General features: G+C 33.5%; 21 protein-coding genes. 9 read left to right on the top strand and 12 right to left on the bottom strand.

All coding sequences use genetic code 11. The features are described from left to right. The first annotated feature begins 167 nt into the window (after window positions 1-167). From DMB71_RS07300 to DMB71_RS07290, 3 genes are read left to right on the top strand one after another with little or no spacing between them, the layout of a single operon-like run. Complete coding sequence (locus DMB71_RS07300) at window positions 168-1679, top strand: GH3 auxin-responsive promoter family protein (protein ID WP_111364933.1); 1512 nt, start codon at window positions 168-170, stop codon at window positions 1677-1679. Window positions 1680-1691: 12 nt separating this feature from the next. Then, window positions 1692-1934, top strand: a complete 243-nt coding sequence (locus tag DMB71_RS07295) for a redox-active disulfide protein 2 (RefSeq protein WP_111364931.1) — start codon at window positions 1692-1694, stop codon at window positions 1932-1934. Window positions 1935-1971: 37 nt separating this feature from the next. Then, window positions 1972-2466 carry an STM3941 family protein gene (locus tag DMB71_RS07290; protein ID WP_162614797.1) on the top strand — a complete coding sequence of 165 codons (495 nt, stop codon included), beginning with the start codon at window positions 1972-1974 and terminating at the stop codon, window positions 2464-2466. A gap of 308 nt (window positions 2467-2774) precedes the next feature. Here the strand turns inward: DMB71_RS07290 and serB are convergent, their stop codons facing one another. The 6 genes from serB to DMB71_RS07260 all read right to left on the bottom strand — a co-directional run bounded on the left by serB (window position 2775) and on the right by DMB71_RS07260 (window position 6505). Next, on the bottom strand, window positions 2775-4004 hold the full coding sequence (serB, locus tag DMB71_RS07285) for a phosphoserine phosphatase SerB (RefSeq protein ID WP_111364928.1): 1230 nt from the start codon (window positions 4002-4004) through the stop codon (window positions 2775-2777). 156 nt (window positions 4005-4160) lie between these two features. Then, window positions 4161-4598, bottom strand: coding sequence for a VOC family protein (locus DMB71_RS07280; RefSeq protein WP_111364927.1), 438 nt, complete (start codon window positions 4596-4598; stop codon window positions 4161-4163). A gap of 81 nt (window positions 4599-4679) precedes the next feature. Beyond that, on the bottom strand, window positions 4680-5117 hold the full coding sequence (locus DMB71_RS07275) for an SRPBCC family protein (protein ID WP_111365126.1): 438 nt from the start codon (window positions 5115-5117) through the stop codon (window positions 4680-4682). Window position 5118: 1 nt separating this feature from the next. Next, a complete protein-coding gene (locus DMB71_RS07270) occupies window positions 5119-5529 on the bottom strand; it encodes a VOC family protein (RefSeq protein WP_111364925.1) in 411 nt (136 codons plus the stop codon). Between the two features lie 110 nt (window positions 5530-5639). Continuing rightward, a complete protein-coding gene (locus tag DMB71_RS07265; protein ID WP_111364924.1) occupies window positions 5640-6044 on the bottom strand; it encodes an SRPBCC family protein in 405 nt (134 codons plus the stop codon). Window positions 6045-6094: 50 nt separating this feature from the next. Further along, window positions 6095-6505, bottom strand: a complete 411-nt coding sequence (locus DMB71_RS07260) for a VOC family protein (RefSeq protein WP_111364922.1) — start codon at window positions 6503-6505, stop codon at window positions 6095-6097. 140 nt (window positions 6506-6645) lie between these two features. Between DMB71_RS07260 and DMB71_RS07255 the strand changes: the two genes are divergently transcribed. Next, window positions 6646-7611 carry a GlxA family transcriptional regulator gene (locus tag DMB71_RS07255; RefSeq protein WP_111364920.1) on the top strand — a complete coding sequence of 322 codons (966 nt, stop codon included), beginning with the start codon at window positions 6646-6648 and terminating at the stop codon, window positions 7609-7611. 112 nt (window positions 7612-7723) lie between these two features. Here DMB71_RS07255 and clpX read toward each other — a convergent pair whose 3' ends face one another. From clpX to DMB71_RS07225, 6 genes are all read right to left on the bottom strand, one after another. Then, entirely contained in the window at window positions 7724-8956 is a 1233-nt protein-coding gene (clpX, locus tag DMB71_RS07250) for an ATP-dependent Clp protease ATP-binding subunit ClpX (RefSeq protein WP_008467306.1), read from the bottom strand. A gap of 172 nt (window positions 8957-9128) precedes the next feature. Then, a complete protein-coding gene (gene clpP, locus DMB71_RS07245; RefSeq protein ID WP_111364919.1) occupies window positions 9129-9803 on the bottom strand; it encodes an ATP-dependent Clp endopeptidase proteolytic subunit ClpP in 675 nt (224 codons plus the stop codon). Window positions 9804-10113: 310 nt separating this feature from the next. Next, entirely contained in the window at window positions 10114-11436 is a 1323-nt protein-coding gene (locus DMB71_RS07240; protein WP_111364917.1) for a trigger factor, read from the bottom strand. 112 nt (window positions 11437-11548) lie between these two features. Beyond that, window positions 11549-11893: a phage holin family protein gene (locus DMB71_RS07235; RefSeq protein ID WP_111364915.1), complete on the bottom strand. Its 345-nt coding sequence runs from the start codon at window positions 11891-11893 to the stop codon at window positions 11549-11551. 54 nt (window positions 11894-11947) lie between these two features. Beyond that, complete coding sequence (locus DMB71_RS07230) at window positions 11948-12712, bottom strand: alpha/beta fold hydrolase (RefSeq protein ID WP_111364914.1); 765 nt, start codon at window positions 12710-12712, stop codon at window positions 11948-11950. A gap of 26 nt (window positions 12713-12738) precedes the next feature. Then, the gene (locus DMB71_RS07225; RefSeq protein ID WP_111365125.1) at window positions 12739-13452 is read right to left on the bottom strand and encodes a pyridoxine 5'-phosphate synthase; all 714 of its coding nucleotides are present in this window, start codon (window positions 13450-13452) and stop codon (window positions 12739-12741) included. Window positions 13453-13567: 115 nt separating this feature from the next. Between DMB71_RS07225 and DMB71_RS07220 the strand changes: the two genes are divergently transcribed. The 5 genes from DMB71_RS07220 (at window position 13568) to bamA (ending at window position 19484) form a co-directional block, all read left to right on the top strand. Then, window positions 13568-14227 (top strand): CBS domain-containing protein, encoded by a 660-nt coding sequence (locus tag DMB71_RS07220; RefSeq protein WP_111364912.1) that lies wholly within the window; start codon window positions 13568-13570, stop codon window positions 14225-14227. Between the two features lie 91 nt (window positions 14228-14318). Next, entirely contained in the window at window positions 14319-15203 is an 885-nt protein-coding gene (locus tag DMB71_RS07215; protein WP_111364911.1) for an NAD kinase, read from the top strand. 173 nt (window positions 15204-15376) lie between these two features. After that, window positions 15377-16069, top strand: coding sequence for a type IX secretion system protein PorG (porG, locus tag DMB71_RS07210; protein WP_111364909.1), 693 nt, complete (start codon window positions 15377-15379; stop codon window positions 16067-16069). Window positions 16070-16072: 3 nt separating this feature from the next. Continuing rightward, a complete protein-coding gene (locus DMB71_RS07205; protein ID WP_111364908.1) occupies window positions 16073-16813 on the top strand; it encodes an isoprenyl transferase in 741 nt (246 codons plus the stop codon). After that, on the top strand, window positions 16746-19484 hold the full coding sequence (bamA, locus tag DMB71_RS07200) for an outer membrane protein assembly factor BamA (RefSeq protein ID WP_111364906.1): 2739 nt from the start codon (window positions 16746-16748) through the stop codon (window positions 19482-19484). Before DMB71_RS07205 ends, bamA begins: the two co-directional genes overlap by 68 nt. Window positions 19485-19500: the final 16 nt, after the last annotated feature.

Here is a 19500-nt window from a genome sequence, read left to right as displayed (position 1 = left end):
TTAAGTAGAATCTTTACTTCAAATAGAATTGTTTTTTACAAAAAAATATTATTTTTGATATGAAGACAAAGTTACTATTTGTCTATCGATATTCAAATTTTAAGTTTTTTGTTTTGCAAAGATTGTGAGATTTAAAACCTAAAATCCGTTAACTAAAAAACAAATTCATGCCTTTATCTATTATCAATTCGTTTGCATCCTGGGTCCTCAAACAAAGGATTCACCAAATAGAACTTTTTTTAAAATACCCAAATGAAGTTCAGGAAGAATTATTGCACAACTTATTGACGGCATCTGAAAATACAGTTATTGGAAAAAAATATGAGTTTTCGAGCATTAATTCTTATCAAACATTTGCTGAAAGAGTTCCTATTGCAACTTATGAAGAACTGCAGCCACTTATTGAACGCACGCGTTTGGGTGAGCAAAATGTTTTTTGGGAAAGTCCGATTAAATGGTTTGCCAAATCGAGCGGGACTACAAATGCCAAAAGCAAGTTTATTCCTGTAAGCAATGAAGCTCTTGAAGACTGTCATTATAAAGGCAGCAAAGATCTTCTGTGTCTTTACTTAAATAATAATGAAGATTCTGAATTGTTTTTGGGAAAAAGTCTTCGCTTAGGCGGAAGCTCTCAGATTTACGAAAATAACAATACTTTCTTCGGAGATTTATCGGCAATTTTGATTGAGAACATGCCTATTTGGGCTGAATTCAGCAGTACGCCAAGCAGCAAAACTTCGCTGATGAGCGAATGGGAAACCAAAATTGCAGCTATTATCAACGAAACTAAAAATGAAAATGTAACCAGTTTTGCTGGAGTTCCTTCTTGGATGCTGGTTTTGATGAATAAAGTTCTTGAAAATACAGGCAAACAAAGCTTATTGGAACTTTGGCCAAATCTAGAAGTTTATTTTCACGGAGGCGTAAGCTTTTCTCCTTATAGAGAACAATACAAAAAACTTTTGCCAAGCAAAGATTTTAGATATTACGAGATATACAATGCTTCTGAAGGCTTTTTTGCCATTCAGGATTTGAATAATTCAAGTGATTTATTATTAATGCTGGATTATGGCATTTTCTACGAATTTATTCCGATGGATACTTTTGGAACTCCAAATCAAAAAGTGGTTCGTTTGGCCGATGTTGAATTGAATAAAAACTATGCAATTGTTATTACTACAAATTCTGGTTTGTGGCGTTATTTAATTGGCGATACGGTTCGTTTTACTTCTTTAAATCCGTACAGAATTAGAGTTACGGGAAGAACAAAACATCATATTAATGTTTTTGGTGAAGAATTAATGGTAGAAAACACCGATCAAGCTATTGCAAAAGCTTGCCAGGTGACACAAACTGAAGTTATCGATTATACGGTGGCTCCTATTTTTATGCATGACAAAGAAAAAGGCGCTCATGAATGGATGATCGAATTCAAGAAAGATCCCGCTGATGTAGGTCTTTTCCAAAAAGTGCTGGACGAAACCTTGCAAACCCTAAATTCAGATTACGAGGCGAAACGCTATAACAATATGACTTTAAATCCTTTGGTGGTTAATGTTGCCAGAGAGAACCTATTTTATGATTGGCTGAAAGAAAGAGATAAATTGGGCGGTCAACATAAGATTCCGAGACTTTCGAATCAGAGAGATTATTTGGAACAATTGAAAGAAATGTGCTAAAAACAATATAAAATGAAAGACACAAAATTTAGCGAAATGACAACTGAAGAACTGGTTAAAAATCAGAAGACATTAAAAACAGTAAATACTATTTTTTGTGTTGTGCTTTTTATGCTTTTTGCGCTTAACATATTCATTGTTTTCATGAAAGGTTTTAGTGCGATGAATGTTATTCCTGTTACCTTGTTGCCAATTCTTTTCCTGAATCTTAGAAATTTAAAGGAAATGAAAAAGGAGTTGGAATCTCGTGGATAAAATAAACGAAATTAAAATTGGATTAAGCAAAAGAAAAATGGCTTTAGCTTTTGTCGCTTCCGCAATCTTTGTGGCATTAGGAATTCAATTTATTTTAAATTCTCAGCAGTATATTTCACCCGTCTGTAGAAGCGTTGAACTTATAAAAATTACTGGTTTTGCCTCATTATCTTTCTGCGGAATGTGCTTGATTTATATTTTTTTCAAAATCTTTGACACAAAACCAGGTTTAATAATTAATGACAAAGGAATTAATGATAATTCCCATTATTGCAGTGTTGGACTAATTGCTTGGTCAGAAATCAAAGACATAAGAACACGACAAATAAAGTCTACTAAATTTTTATTGATTGATGTTTCAAATCCAAAAGAATTTATTGAGAAAAGCTCTCGTTTAAAAGGATTTTTGATGAAAGCTAACTTAAGAATATATGGAACTCCTCTTTCTATTACTTCTAATAGTTTAAATTATAATTTTGAAGATCTCGAGAAATTACTGCATAAAGAATGGAAAAAACATAAATCACGTTAATTCCACTAAGCCCGCATGAGGGATAGAAGTGGAAATCCTTTTGTGGTGGGGTTCACCACAAAAGATTGTAACGGATAGCCCGACCCGCCTTTTTCTGGCGGGACATGCCCATATAAAAAACCTCAGCCTTTTATTTGAAGAGACTGAGGTTTGTTTTTTTTTTATTTTGATTGTCGAGCTACTTGTGGAGATCCCTCGTTCCTCGGGATGACAAAAAATGGACGAATTTACTTTGTCAGGCTGAGCGAAGTCGAAGCCCTTTTTTACATGAAAGCCCTTCGTCTTCGCTCAGGGTGACAGATTGCAAATTACATCATATCGATATATCTATCGTGATATCCTAATAAGTATAAAACACCGTCAAGACCTAAACTTGAGATGGATGTTGAGGCGCTTTCTTTTACTTTTGGTTTCGCATGGAAAGCGATTCCAAGACCTGCTAAGTTTAGCATTGGCAAGTCGTTGGCTCCATCTCCAACTGCGATTGTCTGATTGATGTGAATTCCTTCTTTTTCTGCGATTGCTTTTAGATATTCGGCTTTTTTCTGGCCATCTACGATGTCTCCTAAATATTTTCCCGTCAGTTTACCATCTTTTATTTCTAATTGATTGGCGTGAACGTAGTCTATTCCTAATTCTTTTTGAAGGTATTCTCCGAAATATGTAAATCCTCCTGAAAGAATTGCAGTTTTATAACCATAATATTTTAAAGCTTTCATCAAACGGTGTGCTCCTTGAGTTATTGGCAAATTAACGGCAACGTTTTGCAAAACCTCTTCGCTCAAACCTTCCAAAAGCGCCATACGCTTTTTGAAACTTTCGTTGAAATCAATTTCACCGTTCATAGCCGATTCTGTAATAGCTCGCACTTGATCTCCTACTCCATTCAATTCTGCCAGTTCATCGATTACTTCGGTTTGAATTAAAGTCGAATCCATATCGAAACAAACCAAACGGCGGTTTCTTCTGTAAATATTATCTTCTTGGAAAGAAATATCAACGTTTAGTGTTCTGGAAATCTCCATAAAACTTGCCGTCATGATAATCTTGTTTACAATTTCTCCAGTAACAGACAATTGAATACAAGAACGAGGATATTCTTCTTTTTCAACCACAGAAGTTCTTCCTGTTAATCGGATAATAGAATCGATATTTAAATTTTGATCTGACAATATTTGAGTCACTGCAGACAATTGTGAAGCTGCGAGTTTCTCACCTAAAATATTGATGATATAACGTTGTTTTGATTGTGATTTCACCCACGTTTCGTAATCTTCAATAGAAATCGGAATAAATTTTACTTTAATTTCTAATTCGTATGCTTTAAACAAAAGATCTTTTAAAACGGGTGCGGATGAAGAACCTGCGGCAATTTCGAACAAAATTCCTAAAGAAAGCGTATCGTGAATATCGGCTTGTCCGATATCTAAAATATTGGCATCGTATGTTGCCAATACAGCTGTTAATCCCGCTGTAACTCCAATTTTATCGTGTCCAGAAACTTTTAATAAAATGATTTCTTTGTCTTCTGCTGCCATTTTTCTTTCTTGATTATGAAGCGACAAAAATCGGCAATCTCTTGTTGATAAAAAAGAATAATCATTGTTTTTTTGAAACGAAAAAGCACATTTTCATGTGCTTTTTAGAGTAATTTAACATTTCTGTTTTATTATTAAAATAACGTAACTTTTCGATTATTTCATTGGTTCATTTTTGTCAAAACTCACCATCCAGTTGATGCCAAATTTATCTTTAAACATTCCAAAATATGATCCCCAGAAAGTGTCATTCATCGGCATTTCTACTTTTCCTCCTGCAGAAAGTCCGTTAAAGATTTTATCTGCCTCTTCTCTGCTTTCTGCATTAATAGAAACAGAAAAATTATCGCCAATACCAACATCTCCGTATCTTGGATGCGTGTCGCTTCCCATCAAGATACTATGCCCAATTGGAAGAGATACGTGCATAATTCTATTCAAAACTTCTTCAGAAAGCACTTCGCCTTCTTCCGCTGGAGCATCTTTAAATCTTCCGATATAGGGAAAATCTCCACCAAAAACTGATTTATAAAACAGAAATGCTGCTTCGCAAGTTCCGTTAAACATTAAATATGGGTTTACTGCTGTTGCCATGATATTACTTTTTAATTGTTAATTATAAATTTTAAATTGTTAATTATCTGTCTTTCTTTTTATTCTCTTTCTCCCAAGCTTTTACTTCTCAGACAATTCTTTAATTAATTCTACCGCTTTTGGAAAGGCATCTTTGAAATAATCAATATGTTTTTCGATTACATCTACCTCAACATGAAGATTTACAGCATCTCCTTTTTGAGTCAGTTTATAAGTTTCCATTGCACCGCTCCATTTTTCAGTCTCGGCATTTGGTGGCACTTCTTTAAAATCTTTGATTTCGCCAAGATGCTTAAAAGCCATATATTCGTTCGGAATTTTAGTCTCAATCAGACTATTCATTCCTGCCCCTCCGGGACCTAAAAAATAAATTTTATCTCCTTCGTTCCAATTCGATTCCGCATAACTTCCTTCACAAAAAGCGCTTGTCCACTTTCTGTAAGTTTCATCATCCCATAAGACTTTCCAAATCTTTTCTTTAGAAGCCTTTATCTCGGTATTAAACACTAATTTTTCCATCTTAATCTGGTAATTTACTAAAATCCATAAATAAAACATTCCAACGATGACCATCCAAATCGGTAAAACCACAGCCGTACATCCAGCCTTGACTTTCTGCAGGAGGAGCAAAAACATTTCCGCCAGCTTCTTTGACTTTTTCAGCTAATTCATCAACTTCTTCTCTGCTTTCTGCGTCGATAGAAATCAAGACTTCTGAGCTCAAATTCGTATCGGTAATGCTGTTCTTTGAAAAACTTGAAAAAAGCATCTCTTCAAAAAGCATTATCACAAAATGTCCTTCACCTACAACCATGCACGTCGAACTTGGCGTATCATGCTGTTCATTAAACGAAAAACCAATTTTCCAGAAAAAATCTTTCGCTTTTGCCACATCCTTTACAGGAAGATTCAACCATATTTGTTTTGTCATTTTTTGTTTTTTTTGTTGGGTTAGATATTTATTTCTTTTTAAACCATATAAGTATTATTTAGCATTCTATTTTCAACCTTTGAGCCTTTGTTACTCTGCGCCTTTGCACCTTAATTGGCTTCAACATAACTTTTAAAATTATCCAAAATAGCCTGCCAGCCAGCACGCTGCATTTCTTCTGGATTTTGTGTTTCTGGGTCAAAACTTTCTACAATTTCAACACCATTTGGAGTTTCTGTAAAAGTGATTTCCACTTTTCTCCCATCTCCCATAACATACGAAAGTGCTTCGTTTGGTTTTACTAGAGTAAATTCACCTCCAAAATCAAAACTCATGCTTCCATCTTTTGCCGCCATAGTCGATTTGAATTTTCCCCCTTCTCTCAAATCAGCTTCCGCGTAAGGCGTATGCCAATCAGGAGAAGCAAAGCTCCATTTTGTAATATGTTCTGGAGTATTCCAAAAGTTCCAAACTTTGTCAAGAGATGCATTCACGGTGTTTTTAATTGTGATCATTTTTTAAGTTTTTTAATAATTTATTTTTCGTTTGATTTGTTCTTACTTAATTACATGTTTTCTGGAATCTGACTTTCATCCATAAAGAAAACTTCCCAATGATGTCCGTCTACATCTAGAAAAGTTCTTTGATACATCCAGCCATAATCATTTGTCTGGTTATAATCTGTTCCACCTGATTTGATGGCTTTTTCCATCATTTCATCAACCTGCTCCCGAGTGTCTACAGAAATAGCAATAAGAGCTTCACTAGTTGTTGTTGAATCACAAATTTGTTTTTTGGTAAAGGTTTGATAAAACTCTTCTACCAAAATCATCACAAATATATTTTCATCAATAACCAGACAAGCTCCTTTTTCATTTGTGAATTTTGGATTGGTCGAAAAACCAAGTCCGTTATAAAAAGACACTGCCCTGTTTAAATCTTTTACAGCAAGATTTAAGAAGATTTTTGTTTTCATCTTTATAAAATTACGAATTAATTAAAACAAATTTAATTTTTTAAGATTACTTAAAAATGTCAATAAAAGTCATTTTTAGGGGCATTTGAGACAATTTGATTATTTTTGTAAGATATTGAAATTCCAAAAGACCAAAAATCATGAGCAAGAAACTAGGATTAATCGTACCTCACGACTATAAATTACTGAGCATTGCTGCGATATTAGAAGTATTTGAAACCACGAATAAACTTACTGCTGGAGATGAGAAACCATTCCAAATTATGATTTTTCAATCTCAAGAGCAGTCAGATCAAGGAAATTTATTTGGATATAAAAGCAATGCAATTGAAACCTCAGATAGCATTCTAGACTTAATTTTAATTCCCGCTTTTACGACTGATAATATGAGCGAGATGATTAAAAAGAATAAAAGTTTTATTCCGTGGTTACAAAAACAGCATAAGGCTGGAGCCGAATTAGCGAGTTTTTGTACTGGAGCCTTTTTATTTGCTGCTTCTGGTTTACTAAACGAAAAATTAGCCACAACGCATGTTGACGCCTGCAGCGCTTTTACAAAAGCTTTTCCTATGGTAAATTTAAAACCAGAAGAAACTCTAACAGCAGACGGAAGTTTATATACTAGCGGCGGATCGACCTCAACATTTCATTTACTGATTCTTTTGGTTCAGAAATTCTGTGGTAACGAAATGGCAGTTAAAATCGCCAAAATATTCTCTATCGATTTGAACCGATACAAACAAAGCTATTTCAGCACTTTTAGACCCAATCATCTACACAATGATTCTCTAGTAGCCATGTTGCAGCAAAAAATTGAAAGCCAGTACCATTCCATCGAAAAACTAGAAGAAATTACAAAAGATATCCCAACAAGTACCCGAAACATGACACGCCGTTTCAAACAAGTGACAGGAATTCCTCCAATTGAATATTTACAAAATATTAGGGTTGAAAGTTCGAAGAAATATTTAGAGCAAACCCAGCTTTCTATTTCAGAAATTATCGAAAAAACAGGTTATAACGACCCAAAAGCCTTTAGAAAAGTGTTCTATAAAATGGTTGGCATGAAACCAATTGAATATCGAGAGAAATTTAGAGTGCAATAGTTTCATAAAACTGAACAAAAAAGGCAATAAAAAAACCTGCTCAAATAAATGAACAGGTTCTATAATTGAACTTTGTCAAAGTTTAAAACTTTGACAAAGTGATTTGATTACTTTAAGAAGCAATTTCCATACGCTTCAATAAGTTTTTACTTAGCGTATGTTCTGCATATTCTTTGTCGATTGTCAAACTAATATCATCAGATGTTGGCAGTTCGTACATTGCATCAGTTAAGATAGCTTCACATAAAGAACGTAATCCTCGAGCACCAAGTTTATACTCTAAAGCTTTATCTACAATAAAATCTAAAGCTTCATCGGTAATCGTAAACTCAACATCATCCATCAAGAATAACTTCTGATATTGTTTAATCAATGCATTTTTAGGCTGCGTTAAAATCGCACGAAGCGTTGCTTTATCCAAAGGATCCATGTGCGTTAAAACTGGTAAACGCCCAATAATCTCAGGAATCAAACCAAAATCTTTAATATCTTTTGGAATAATATATTGTAACAAATTGTCTTTGTCAATATTGTCAGTGTTTTTAGAAGTTGAGTAACCAACTGCCTGACGATTTAAACGTTTTGAAATAATACGTTCTACTCCATCAAAAGCTCCACCAGCAATAAACAAGATATTTTGAGTATTTACCTCAACAAACTTTTGATCTGGGTGTTTACGCCCTCCTTTTGGCGGCACGTTTACAACTGTTCCTTCTAATAGTTTCAATAATGCTTGCTGAACACCTTCTCCGGAAACGTCACGAGTGATTGATGGATTATCGCTTTTACGAGCGATTTTATCAATTTCGTCAATAAATACGATTCCTCTTTCTGCTTTAGCCACATCGTAATCAGCAGCTTGAAGTAAACGAGTCAAAATACTTTCAACGTCTTCTCCAACATATCCAGCTTCTGTCAATACAGTTGCATCAACAATTGCCAACGGAACGTCTAACATTTTAGCAATCGTTTTTGCTACTAATGTTTTTCCTGTTCCTGTTTGACCTACCATGATGATGTTACTTTTTTCAATCTCAACTTCATCATCTAATTGCTGTTGCATTAAACGTTTGTAGTGATTGTAAACCGCAACAGACATTACTTTTTTGGTCTGATCCTGTCCAATAACATATTGATCTAGGAAAGCTCTAATTTCTTTTGGTTTCTTTAGAATCAAGTCCCCAACTAATTTTGCGCTTCCGCTAGATTTTAATTCTTCTAAAACAATTCCGTGTGCCTGTTCAATACACTTATCACAAATGTGTGCATTGATACCTGCTATTAATAAATTAGTTTCTGGCTTCTTTCTTCCACAAAACGAACATTCTAATACTACTTTTGCCATTCTATATTTAGTTACTAAGCTGCAAAGATACTAAGTTTCTAAGCTTTTTTAAATTAAAACTTTAAAACTTAACTCCTTACAGCTTAATATTTTATTTTTTGTTTCAAGTTTTATTTGTTTCAGGTTTCAAGTTAACCGCTGCAACTTGAAACCTGAAAACTGAAACTTTTTTTTAACTTCTTCTCAATACTTCGTCAATCATTCCGTACTCTTTTGCTTCATCTGCTTTCATCCAGTAATCACGCTCACTGTCTTTGTGCACTTTGTCAAAAGATTGTCCTGAATGTTGAGAGATGATGTTATAAAGTTCATCTTTTAATTTCAACATCTCACGTAAGTTGATTTCCATATCTGTTGCAACACCTTGAGCTCCTCCAGATGGCTGGTGAATCATTACTCTTGAGTGAGGTAATGCAGAACGTTTTCCTGCAGCTCCTGCACATAATAAAACTGCTCCCATAGAAGCTGCCATTCCTGTACAGATTGTTGCGACATCCGGTTTGATGTACTGCATAGTATCGTAAATTCCTAAACCTGCATAAACACTTCCTCCTGGAGAGTTTAAGTAAATTTGAATATCTTTTGAAGCATCAGCACTTTCTAAAAACAATAACTGAGCTTGAACGATATTAGCGATCTGATCGTCAATACCAGTTCCTAAAAAGATAATTCTGTCCATCATTAATCTTGAGAAAACGTCCAATTGAGAAATATTCAGCTGACGCTCTTCAATAATATATGGAGTCATGTTTGTTGGAGTCATTGCTGCTACGATTTTATCGTAATACATTGCGTTTACTCCTTGGTGCTTTGTAGCAAATTTTTTGAATTCTTTACCGTAGTTCATATTTTTAGTTTAAAGTTGAAAAGTCTAAAGTCAGCAAGTGACTTAAACGAATTAAACAAAGTTCATACCTTTTTATAAAGGATGTCAATTTGTCTGAAAAAGTTTCTTTTGTTTCAGGTTTAAAGTTTCAAGTTAGCTTCAAAGAACGTGAAACCTGAAACAAAAAAAAAGAACGTCAACAGAATAAAAAATTCCATTGACGTTCAAATATAATTATTTTTATCTTTCGGTTTCTGTAATAAAATCTTAATTTTTAAAAAGTATACTTCTTAAATTGCGACTTTACAACTTTTGACTTTCAGACTAAAATTTATTCTCCGTAAGAAGCAGCGATAAATTCTTCGTAAGTAACCTCTTTAGTTGTTGGGTTAGCTTTTTCTTTGAAGATATCTAACATTTTAGATGCCACAACTTGCTCAGAAAGTCTTTTCACTTCGTCTTGGTTAGATAAAACTCTAGCTACGATTCCTTGAACTTCTTCATCAGTTGGGTTTGTTTGACCAAATTGAGCCATTTGCTGTCTGATCGCGTTTGATGTAAACTCTTTCAAATCTTCAAATGTAATTTGGATATTGCTTTGAGCTAATGCTTTTCCTTCGATTAATTGGAAACGTAAACCTTTTTCAGATCTAGCGTATTCAACTTCAGCTTCTTCTGCAGTTAATTTTTTCTCTCCTACAGTTTGCAACCATCTTTTTAAGAATTCAGCTGGTAAATCGAATTTTGTGTTTTCGATTAAGAAATCCTGAACATCTAATAATAATTTTTGGTCAGCTTGCTGTGCGAATTGTGCTTCAGCATCTTCTTTAATTTTAGATTTTAAATCTTCTAAAGAAGCTACTTTTCCTTCACCAAAAAGTTTATCAAATAATTCTTGGTTTAATTCAGCTGGCTCAGAACCGTTGATAGCGCTGATAGTAAAGTTTACTTCAACATCTAAACCGTGAACACCTTCGTGACCTACTTTTAAGTAATCCATTAATTGGTGATCGTCTTCAAATAAACCTTTTGTGCTTACTGTAACAACATCTCCAACTTTTTTACCTATGAATTGTTTTTGAGCTTTTTTGCTGAATGTATCAACAGAGATTGTAGTAGTATTGTTGATTCCGTTTGCTTCGTTTGAGAAAGTTCCAGTTAAGTCAGATTTTGCATCAGATACTTCTTGTGGAACTGCTTTTCCAAATTGTTTTTGGATACGCTCAACTTGTCCGTCGATTAATTTATCGTCAGCAGTAACGATATATTTTACGATATTGTTTTTAGCTTCAAGATCAATTTCGAAGTTTGGCACTAAACCAATTTCATATTCAAAAGTTAATTCTTCAGCATCCCAGTTAAAATCTTCTCCAAATTTTGGAAGCGGAGTTCCTAAAAGATTTAATCTTTCAGATTGAATATAACGCTCTAAAGCCAAATCAACTACTTTTTTGATCTCTTCTTGCTTAATAGCTTTTCCATATTGTTTTTCAACAAGATCTTTAGGCACTTGTCCTTTTCTAAATCCTTTTACTTGCGCTAAAGGCATTTTTTCGTTAATTCTTTTTGCTACTTGACCTTTATAATCCATATGAACAACGTTCATAACGATTGTCTCGTTTACAGCGTCTATTGCTACTCTTTTAATATCCATCTTCTTCTTTAATTTACGTAATAAAATTGGGTTGCAAAATTATAAAATTTTTGCAACCCAACCAAGTTTTTAATCTATTGTATTTGAAGCAGTTTTAATCTGCCTATTTGTTTTATTTATCGTCTCCCAGTATTTTATAAGTAAGAGATTGAAGTATAGACAAAATAATACTAAATATTAATGCTGTCCAGAATGAATTTACTGCAAAACCGCCTACAATATTAGTGCACAGCAAAATAATTACTGCGTTGATCACCAGTAAAAACAAACCTAGTGTAACAAAAGTAACAGGTAGAGTCAAAATAACTAAAATTGGTTTTATAAAAACATTCAGCAATCCTAAAACTACTGCAACAATTACAGCTGTACCAAAACTAGCAACGTGTACTCCAGTCAAAATATTAGACAACAATAAAACTAAAGCAGCAGTAACAAGGAGTCTAAGTAATAATTTCATGGTTCTTGAGGTTTAAAATTTATTTAAAAGTAATAAAATTTTCATCAAAAACGACTACTCTTTTAAAAACGTAGCTGTCAATTCGAAAAACATCTTCGGATTTTCAGCGTGAAGCCAATGTCCAGCGTTTGGAATGGTTTCTAATTTTAGATTCGGAAAATGCTTGCGAATTCCGTCAACATCTTCATCTTGAATATATCCAGAATTTCCTCCACGAATAAATAGAGTTGGTTTATCAAAAACTAAATCATCTGCCAAAGGTTTTCCAATTGCATCCAGATTATTATTAAAAGCTTCTAAATTAAATCGAAAAGCCAATTGTCCTGGCTCTTTCCAATATAAATTTTTCAGCAGAAATTGTCTTGTTCCAAAATCTGAAACATATTGGGACACTATTTCTTCAACATCACTCCGGCTTGGTTTTACTGAAAAATCGACAGCATTTAATCCTGCCAAAATATCCTGATGGTGCTGTTTGTAAAATCTCGGACCAATATCTGCTACAATCAATTTATCTACAATTTCTGGATGTGTTGTCGCAAAAAGCATTGCCACTTTTCCTCCCATTGAATGCCCAAGAATATCAATTCGTGTAAGATTGTTTGCTTGACAGTATTCATACACATCTAGAACCATCGCTTCGTAACTCCACTCATCTGAATGAAAACTGCGACCATGGTTTCTTAAATCTAAAATATGAACTTGAAATCCGGCTTCTACATATTGCCCGGCAAGTGTTTTCCAGTTATCGGACATTCCCAGAAATCCGTGCATGATGATAAATGGTTTTCCTTCGCCTTCTATTTTTGAATAAAGCATATTTTTATTTTTTTCCTTTTAAAGAATTATTTCAATTTATTCAGATACATATTTACAGTATTGTCCAAACCAAGGTAAAGTGCCTCTGAAATTAAAGCGTGACCAATAGAAACTTCCAATAATCCTGGAATATTTTGCTTGAAAAACTTAATATTATCCAAACTTAAATCGTGTCCAGCATTGATTCCTAAACCTAGTTCGTTTGCCAATTCTGCAGCTTTAGTGTAAGGTTCAATTCCTTTTTCGTTTCCTAAACTATATTGGTGCGCAAAAGATTCAGTGTATAATTCAATTCTATCTGTTCCTGTCTTTTTTGCTCCTTCGATCATTTCTAAAATCGGGTCAACAAAAATTGAAGTTCTGATTCCGTTTCTTTGAAATTCCTGAATAACTTCTGTTAAATAATCTTGATTTTTAATAGTATCCCAACCAGCAGACGAAGTTATTGCTCCAATTGCATCTGGAACCAATGTCACTTGATCTGGTTTGCATTCTAAAACCAAATCAATAAAATTATGCTGCGGATTTCCTTCAATATTATATTCTGTTGTAACAACCGCTTTTAAATCGCGTGCATCCTGATAACGAATATGACGCTCGTCTGGACGAGGATGAATGGTAATTCCCTGCCCTCCAAATCGCTGAATATCTGCTGCCACTTTTAATAAATCTGGAACATTTCCGCCACGGGCATTTCGAAGCGTTGCTATTTTATTGATATTTACACTTAATTTTGTCATATAAATTGATATTAATTCTAGTAACATTATATTTGTTACGACAAAAATACAAAGTAAAACAGAGCAGTTTTCGGTATTTTTTGATTATTTTGCATCAAATATCTTCAATTGATTTATGACAGAAATTACAAACTATATCACAAACGATTTCAGAGCGATTGACAGTCAGGAAACGATAGCCTCGATTCAGGACTTTTTTATCGATGTAAATTTTTCTCATTTCCCGATTTTAGAAGATGGTGTTTTTATTGGAAGCATCTCTTCTGACGATGTTGAAACATTTGACATTGAAAAAAAAGCAATTGATTACAAATATACTTTAGAACGTTTTTTTGCCAGAAAATCGATGATCTGGCTTGATGTTCTAGAAGTTTTTGCCAAGAACCACACCAACCTTCTCCCAATTCTTGACGAAAATAATAACTATATTGGTTATTATGAAATGGAAGACATCATGAAATTCTTTCAAGAGACTCCGTTTTTAAAAGAACCAGGCGCCATAATTATTGTTCAAAAAGGCCTTTTGGATTATTCTATGAGTGAGGTGAACCAAATTGTAGAAAGCAATAATGGTAAGGTTTTAGGATGTTTTGTTTCTGAGGCTGATACCGAAAATGTTCAGATTACTGTAAAAATTGGTTTAGGAGCAATTAATGAAATCATCCAAACCTACAGAAGATATGGTTATGAAATTATTTCTGAACATCAGGAAGACACCTATATTAACAGCTTAAAAGAACGATCAGATTATTTAGACAAGTATCTTAATATATAAGTTTTGAATGTGCCAATGAGAAAATTAGTTGATTAGATAATTTTCCTATTATTTAATTGACACATTGACCAATTCTCTAATTTAAAAACGAATGAAAATAGCCATTTACGGACAATATTATCAGAACAGTACCGAACCTATTATAAAAGACATTTTCAATTTCTTTAATGCCAATAATGTCGAGATGGTAATTGAAGAAAACTTCCTGAACATGCTTTATGAAAAACAGCTTGTAAAAAAAGAATACAAAACTTTTTCGCCAAGTACTGCTTTAGACAATAGTTTCGAAATGCTTATTAGTATTGGAGGCGATGGTACAATTTTAAGAGCCGCTGCTTTTGTTCGTAACTCTGGTGTTCCTTTATTGGGAATCAACGCAGGAAGATTAGGTTTTCTAGCTAAAGTTCAAAAGGAAAACATTGATATTTTGCTTCAATATGTTATTAGTAAAAATTATACAACTTCAGAACGTACTTTATTAGGGATTACATGTGAGCCTTACAATGAAGCTTTCAAAGAACTTAATTTCGCCATGAACGAAGTTACCGTGAGCAGAAAAGATACAACATCGATGATCACAGTAGAAACTTATTTGAATAACGAATACCTAAATTCTTATTGGGCTGATGGATTAATCATTTCAACACCAACTGGCTCTACAGGATATTCTTTAAGCTGTGGTGGACCAATTCTAACACCAGATGTCAAAAGCCTGGTTATCACTCCGATTGCCCCTCATAATTTAACCGCCAGACCGCTTGTTATTCCAGACGATACCGAAATCACACTGCGAGTAACAGGGAGAGAAGATCAATATTTGGTTTCCTTAGATTCGAGAATCTCTTCAGTGAAAAACGAGTCTATTTTAAAAATTAAAAAAACAGATTACAAAATTAAAATGGTTGAAATACCAGGAGAAACTTTCTTAAAGACCTTAAGAAACAAACTGCTCTGGGGAGAAGATAAAAGAAATTAAACTCTTTTCTGATTCTTCACTATACGATAATACCACATTTTCTCGTTCTGCATGTAGTGAATCATCATTAAATGGCTCAAAATCATAATGTAAATTGAAAAAAAAGCACATTTAACTAAAGGAACTTTGATTCGTATCGATAATTATTATATTTGCACGCAATTTTGAATTAAATGAAGAAAATTTTTAATTTATTGTTATGTTTTTTCCCTCTTATTACACTAAATGCTCAGATAAACGAGATTGGTGTTTTTTTTGGCGGAAGTAACTTTGTAGGCGATGTTGGAAAAACAACTTACATCTCCCCAGAAAAACCAGCTTTTGGTATTCTTTACAAATGGAATAGAAGTCCAAGACACGCATGGAGATTTTCTTACACACAATCAAACATTAGTGGAAATGATTTTAAATCAGATGAAACCGGAAGAAATCAGAGAGGCTATCGTTTTGACAATGACATTAAAGAGCTTTCAGCGGGACTAGAATTCAATTTTTTCGACTTTAATCTGCATGACTACCATACCAAGGTAAGTCCTTATGTATTTACAGGTTTAAGTTACTTTGTTTTTGACAACTTATACAGATATACTACAAGTCCAAATATAATATACACTCAAAAAAATCGTAGTTCAGTAGCGATACCTATTATATTAGGTATAAAATCAAATATATCGCCACGCTTTATATTAGCAGCTGAAGTTGGAGCACGTTACACTTTTACAGATAATATTGACGGAAGCAATCCTAATACAACTAGTCCAAATATCTTAAAATTTGGAAATTTAAATAATAATGACTGGTATGTTTTCTCAGGTCTTACTTTAACGTATACCTTTGGAAAAAAACCATGCTATTGCGCATACTAAAAAATGAATTTAATAGAATCAATAGATCACACAAACTTACCTAAACACCTTGCCATTATCATGGACGGCAACGGGCGCTGGGCAAAACAACAAGGCTTTTTACGCGCGTTTGGCCATGAAAATGGAACAAAATCTGTAAAGGAAATCATTAAAACCTCAGCCAAACTTGGAATTGAGTATTTAACCCTATATGCTTTTTCTACAGAAAATTGGAATAGACCAAAATTGGAGGTTCAGGCATTGATGAAAATATTGATCAATTCATTAAAAAAAGAACTTGTTACCCTTCAAGAAAACAATATCAGACTTAATGCAATTGGAAATCTTGATAAATTACCAAAAACAGCCCAAAAAGAACTTTTGGATGTTATGGAAAAAACTAAAAATAATACTCGTTTAACCCTTACCCTCGCTTTAAGTTATGGCTCCAGAGAGGAACTGGTAAATGCTGTAAAAGCAATTAGTGATAAAGTTAAAAATAATATAATTTCAATAGACACTATTGACGATTCAATTATAAATGAGCATCTTTACACGCAAAATTTACCAGACGTAGATTTATTAATACGAACAAGTGGAGAACATAGAATAAGTAATTTTTTGCTGTGGCAGATTGCCTACGCAGAATTGTATTTTACTAATGTCTTGTGGCCAGACTTTAAAGACCAAGATTTATATGAGGCTATTATTAGTTATCAAAAAAGAGAACGTAGATTTGGAAAAACCAGTGAACAAATTAAATAATTTTTTAGTGTTGCAAAAAAAAATACAAATAGTCCTTACCCTTTTACTTTTGGGTAGTTTTTCACAAATTAAAGCACAAGAAAGAGTTCCTTTTGATCAAGGGAAAAAATATATTCTAGCTAAAGTTTCTGTTGTTGGTAAAATAAGCTTCAATGAACAGACTGTTGTTACCTTTTCAGGACTTCAAAAAGGACAGGAAATTACTGTACCTGGAGAAGAAATAAGCAGCGCAATTAAAAAATTAGGAAAACTGGGGCTTTTTGATGAAATCGCATTCTACGTTAATAAAGTAGAAAATGACAGTATCTATTTAGACTTAGATATCGTTGAGCTTCCTAAATTAAATGAGGTTAAAATTGTTGGTGTCAAGAAAAGTAAAGTCGAAGCACTAATTAAGGATAACAACTTGACAAAGAACAAAATTGTCAACGAAAACTTAATTACAACTACTAAAAATTACATCGAAAACAAATACAAAAAAGAAGGCTTTTATAATACAAAAGTTACTATTACAAATACTCCTGACACCATTAATGGGCATCAAGTTAATATGCTTATCAGAATAGACAAAGGAGATAAGGTAAAAATCAGCAGCATTGATTTTACTGGAAATAAACAACTTACAGATACCCAGTTGCGTGCCGCGATGAAAGATACCAAACAGAAAAATTTCATTCGCGTATTTAAAGCTTCTAAATTTATTCCAGAGAAATACAAAACTGACTTAGAAAAAGTTATCGCAGCCTACAAAGAAAAAGGATATCGCGATGCTCGTATTATTTACGATTCTGTACAATATAACAAGCAAAAAAATACGCTTGCAATTAAGATTAATGTAGAAGAAGGAAATAAATATTACTTCGGAAATATTAAATTCTTAGGTAATACCGTTTATTCTGATCAGCTATTAAGCCGTTATTTAGGAATCAAAAAAGGAGAAACTTACAACGGAGTTTTATTAGAAAAAAGAATTGCTGATAAGTCCAAGCCAGATGCAGAAGATATTACCAACTTATACCAAAACAATGGTTATTTGTTCTCGAATATTAATGCCGTAGAGGTAAAAACAGTTAATGATACTATCGATTTTGAAATTAGAGTAACTGAAGGCCCTATCGCTTATTTCAACAAAATTACTGTTGTTGGAAATGATAAAACAAACGACCACGTTATTTACCGCGAGTTAAGAACCAAACCAGGTGAAAAATATAGTAAAGAGCAATTAGTTAGAACAATTCGTGAGATTGGTCAATTAGGTTTCTTTGACCCTGAGGCAATCGATCCTAAATTTAAAAATGTTGATGCTGGAGCAGGAACTGTTGATATTGAATATCATGTAGTAGAAAAAGGATCTAGCCAGGTTGAACTTCAAGGAGGTTATGGCGGTGGAGGTTTCATTGGTACATTGGGACTTTCGTTTAACAACTTCTCGGCACGTAAATTGTTCGACAAAGAAGCTTACAAGCCTTTACCAATGGGAGACGGACAAAAAGTTGCGCTTCGTTTGCAAGGAAGTACTTATTTCCAAACCTATAGTTTATCTTTCTCAGAACCATGGTTTGGAGGGAAAAAACCTGTACAATTTAGTTCATCTATTTCATACAGTAAGCAATTTCTTAACAATTACATCACCAGAACTGTTGATAAAAGCAAAAGTTTTAATATTTTTACAATTCAAGTTGGTCTAGCAAAAAGATTAACAGTGCCAGATGACTATTTTGTATTATCACAATCTTTAAGTTATCAGCACTACGACTTGAACAATTATAACACTGGTTTGTTTACTTTTGGTAATGGTGCATCTAGAAACTTAGCATATACTATTGGACTTTCAAGAAGTAATAAAGGGGTAAACCCAATATTCCCGACTTATGGTTCTGAGTTTAGTATTACTGCAAAAGTTACACCTCCATATTCATTATTTAACGGTATTGATTATGGTGATTTGAAAAACCAAAAAGAATATAAAACACAATATACTGGTGAAAGCAGATCAGATGATTATGGTCAGCCTCTTAATAAAGGTGATTATTACAAAACTGATAGTTCTGGAAAAATTACAAGTGTTGGATCTGATTATGCAAGCGCTGATACCGATGTAGCAAAAGTCGATCAGAAAAAATACAACTGGTTAGAATATTATAAAGTTAAATTTAAAGGAGACTGGTATACTAAAGTTTATGGAAAACTAGTATTAAGAACCCTTACAGAGTTTGGTTTCTTAGGAGCTTATAACCAAGAAAGAGGTGTGATTCCGTTTGAGCGTTTTTACTTAGGGGGTGATGGTATGGCAAACTATTCAATGGACGGTAGAGAGACAATTCAGTTGAGAGGTTATCCTAACAACTCTTTGACTCCTGTAAATGCAAATGGTGATGCAATTGGAGCAACGATTTACAACAAATTCTCTATGGAATTACGTTACCCAATTACATTAAAAGCATCGGCATCTATTTTTGCTTTAACGTTCTTAGAAGCAGGTTCATCATATCCAACGTTCAAAGATTACAACCCATTTGATTTAAATCGTTCTGCTGGTGCTGGTTTACGTGTATTCATGCCTGCATTTGGATTATTAGGTATTGACTTTGGTTACGGATTTGACGCTCTTCCAGGACAAACAAAAGCTAATGGTTGGGAAACACACTTTATCATTGGACAACAATTTTAGAGAAATAACGTTTGGT

Origin of the sequence: Flavobacterium tistrianum, from assembly GCF_003254545.1 — a bacterium.
Classification (GTDB): Bacteria; Bacteroidota; Bacteroidia; order Flavobacteriales; family Flavobacteriaceae; genus Flavobacterium; species Flavobacterium tistrianum.
This window is presented reverse-complemented; position numbering and strand designations above follow the sequence as displayed.